The sequence below is a fragment of the Amycolatopsis sp. TRM77291 genome (assembly GCF_054166285.1).
Genome location: NZ_JBSZHF010000006.1, coordinates 1 through 2,797 on the forward strand (window position 1 = coordinate 1; position 2,797 = coordinate 2,797).

Here is a 2,797-nt window from a genome sequence, read left to right on the forward strand (position 1 = left end):
GCGGGGGTTGCCGTTCGGGGGAGTCCGGCGCTGGGGGCGGCGCGGCGGTTCTTCGCTCGGCCAGCCGGGTTCGTCGTCTTCGCCAGGCCATTGGGCACGGCGAGGTGCATCAGGCTCCTGGCCAGGCCAGGAGCGATTGCGGTCGTCGTTCACGAATGGGCCTCCCAGACCGGCGCTTCGGGGCACGCCGCTCTGTGCTCAACTGCGTTTTCGATACCTGTCACTGACCCGCTGTCCTCTGCGACCGGGTCCGTGGCCGGGTGGTTCCCGGATCTCCTGTTCCGAGGACGTAGGACCGCACCAGGTGGTTCCAGTGGCAGCTCCGGCAGACCTCGACCTCGTAGACGGTGAACTCCGCGAAATGCCCGTCCATCCGTACCAGTTCGTCCGGCGTCTTGGCCGATCCGGCGGCGTGCTTGAGCTCGTCGCCGTAGACCCACGACACCAGGGTCAGTTCCTCCCGATGGCAGACCGGGCAGTCCTGATCGCCTGGTCGGCCGTGGAATTTCGCGGCACGGAGGAGGTACGGGCCCGCGTCGCAGACGTCGTATGTGCCGACCCGTCCGGAGTGGACGCCCTTGAGCAGCGCGCGCCGCTGTAAGGCGTAGTCCACGACCTGCCGCTGGTTTCGCACGCCAACAGAGTACGGGCTCTTCCTGTGTGGTCCACGCCCCGTTGTCGGCGGGACGGTCCGTATGCGGTCGGACACGCCGACGATTCGATAACTGTCCGGTGAATTTCGCCCGGTTCCCGGGTACTCGATCGGGGTTAGCTACACCACTTCGATGTATCGGCGCGATATAGTGGGCCGGTAGGTTGACCGAGCCGGTCACGGTGGCCAACGCGACCGGTCGCGGTTTGTTCCCGGAAGGGGGTGCGGTGTGCTCGAGCTCGCGATCTTGGGCCTGCTGCACGAGACCCCCATGCACGGCTACGTGCTGCGCAAACGTTTGCATGAGACGCTCGGGATGTTCCGGACGTTCTCGTACGGCTCGCTGTACCCGACCCTGCGTCGGCTGCTTCGCGCCGGTTACCTCGTCGAGGAGCTCGAAGAGGTGGAAGACCGGGCGTGGGCACGCCGGGGCAAGCGGGTGTACAAGCTCACCGCCGAGGGCAAGGAACGGTTCGCCGAACTGCTCGGCGACGCCGGGCCGCAGACGTGGGACGACGAAGGCTTCGGCGTCCACCTGGCGTTCTTTTCGAGGACACCGGCCGACGTCAGGATGCGAATCCTGGAAGGCCGCCGTCGTCGGGTCGAGGAACGCCGTGAAGGACTTCGGACGGCAATGGCGCGGGCCGAGGAGAAGATCGACCGCTACACCCGTGAGCTGCACCGGCTCGGGCTGGAGTCCAGTGAGCGGGAGGTGCGCTGGCTCAACGAGCTGATCGCGCACGAACAGGCCGAGCAGCGCGGGCCGGAGACCTGAGGCGCTCTCCGAGCGCGCTGCGCATTACCTACAACTGTTGGACTAATGAAGGAGAAACCGGCATGGGCGAGAACCGCCGCGTTCGGGTGGCCATCGTGGGCGTCGGCAACTGTGCGGCCTCGCTGGTCCAGGGCGTTCAGTACTACCGCGACGCAGATGCCGGCACTCGCGTGCCCGGTTTGATGCACGTCGTGTTCGGCGAGTACCACGTCCGCGACATCGAGTTCGTCGCCGCGTTCGACGTGGACGCCAAGAAGGTCAGCCGTGACCTGTCCGAGGCGATCTTCGCCTCGGAGAACAACACGATCAAGATCGCCGACGTGCCGCCGCTGGGTGTCACCGTGCAGCGCGGGCACACCTACGACGGGCTCGGCCGCTTCTACCGCGAGACCATCGAGGAGTCCGACGAGGCCCCGGTCGACGTCGTCGCCGCGCTGCGCGAGGCCGAGGTCGACGTGCTCGTCTCCTACCTGCCGGTGGGCTCCGAAGAGGCCGACAAGTTCTACGCGCAGGCCTGCATCGACGCCGGTGTGGCGTTCGTCAACGCGCTGCCGGTGTTCATCGCCTCCGACCCCGAGTGGGCGGAGAAGTTCCGCGCGGCGGGCGTCCCGATCGTCGGTGACGACATCAAGTCCCAGGTCGGCGCCACCATCACGCACCGCGTGCTGGCGAAGCTGTTCGAAGACCGCGGCGTCCAGCTCGACCGGACGATGCAGCTCAACGTGGGCGGGAACATGGACTTCCTGAACATGAAGGAGCTGGAGCGGCTCGAGTCGAAGAAGATCTCGAAGACCCAGTCGGTCACTTCGCAGGTCGACCGCGAGCTCGGCAAGGGCAACGTCCACATCGGGCCGTCCGACTACGTGCAGTGGCTCGACGACCGCAAGTGGGCCTACGTCCGGCTCGAAGGCCGCGCCTTCGGCGACGTCCCGCTGAACCTGGAGTACAAGCTCGAGGTGTGGGACTCGCCGAACTCGGCGGGCATCATCATCGACGCCGTGCGCGCCGCGAAGATCGCGAAGGACCGCGGTATCGGCGGCCCGATCCTGTCGGCTTCCTCGTACTTCATGAAGTCGCCGCCGGAGCAGTACGACGACGCCACCGCGCGCGACGAGGTCGAGAAGTTCATCGCCGGCGAGGCGTGACCCTCCCTGACGCGGGCTGAAAGGTCCTTTCCTTGCGAAATTCGCAAGGAAAGGACCTTTCATGGCATCCGGGCGCCCGCGAGAGGCTGAACCTGGTCCGGTCCCGAGCGGGAGCGTTGCGAAAGCCACTTTCGCGACGTTGAAGGTTGCGAAAGTGGGGCGGTTTCAACTGGTTGTTGCAAGTGGTGGCGGCTGATAGGGAGGTCGTCATGCCAGGAGCCCGGT

General features: G+C 66.4%; 3 protein-coding genes. 2 read left to right on the forward strand and 1 reads right to left on the reverse strand.

From position 1 onward, the window contains the following. Positions 1 to 220: 220 nt before the first annotated feature. Positions 221 to 634 (reverse strand): DUF5318 domain-containing protein, encoded by a 414-nt coding sequence (locus ACXIZN_RS43010; protein ID WP_457960753.1) that lies wholly within the window; start codon positions 632 to 634, stop codon positions 221 to 223. A gap of 247 nt (positions 635 to 881) precedes the next feature. On the opposite strand from ACXIZN_RS43010, the gene ACXIZN_RS43015 reads away from it, so the two are divergent. Both ACXIZN_RS43015 and ACXIZN_RS43020 read left to right on the forward strand, forming a co-directional pair. Continuing rightward, a complete protein-coding gene (locus ACXIZN_RS43015) occupies positions 882 to 1,427 on the forward strand; it encodes a PadR family transcriptional regulator (RefSeq protein ID WP_005168208.1) in 546 nt (181 codons plus the stop codon). 62 nt (positions 1,428 to 1,489) lie between these two features. Continuing rightward, the gene (locus ACXIZN_RS43020; protein WP_125679418.1) at positions 1,490 to 2,572 is read left to right on the forward strand and encodes an inositol-3-phosphate synthase; all 1,083 of its coding nucleotides are present in this window, start codon (positions 1,490 to 1,492) and stop codon (positions 2,570 to 2,572) included. Positions 2,573 to 2,797: the final 225 nt, after the last annotated feature.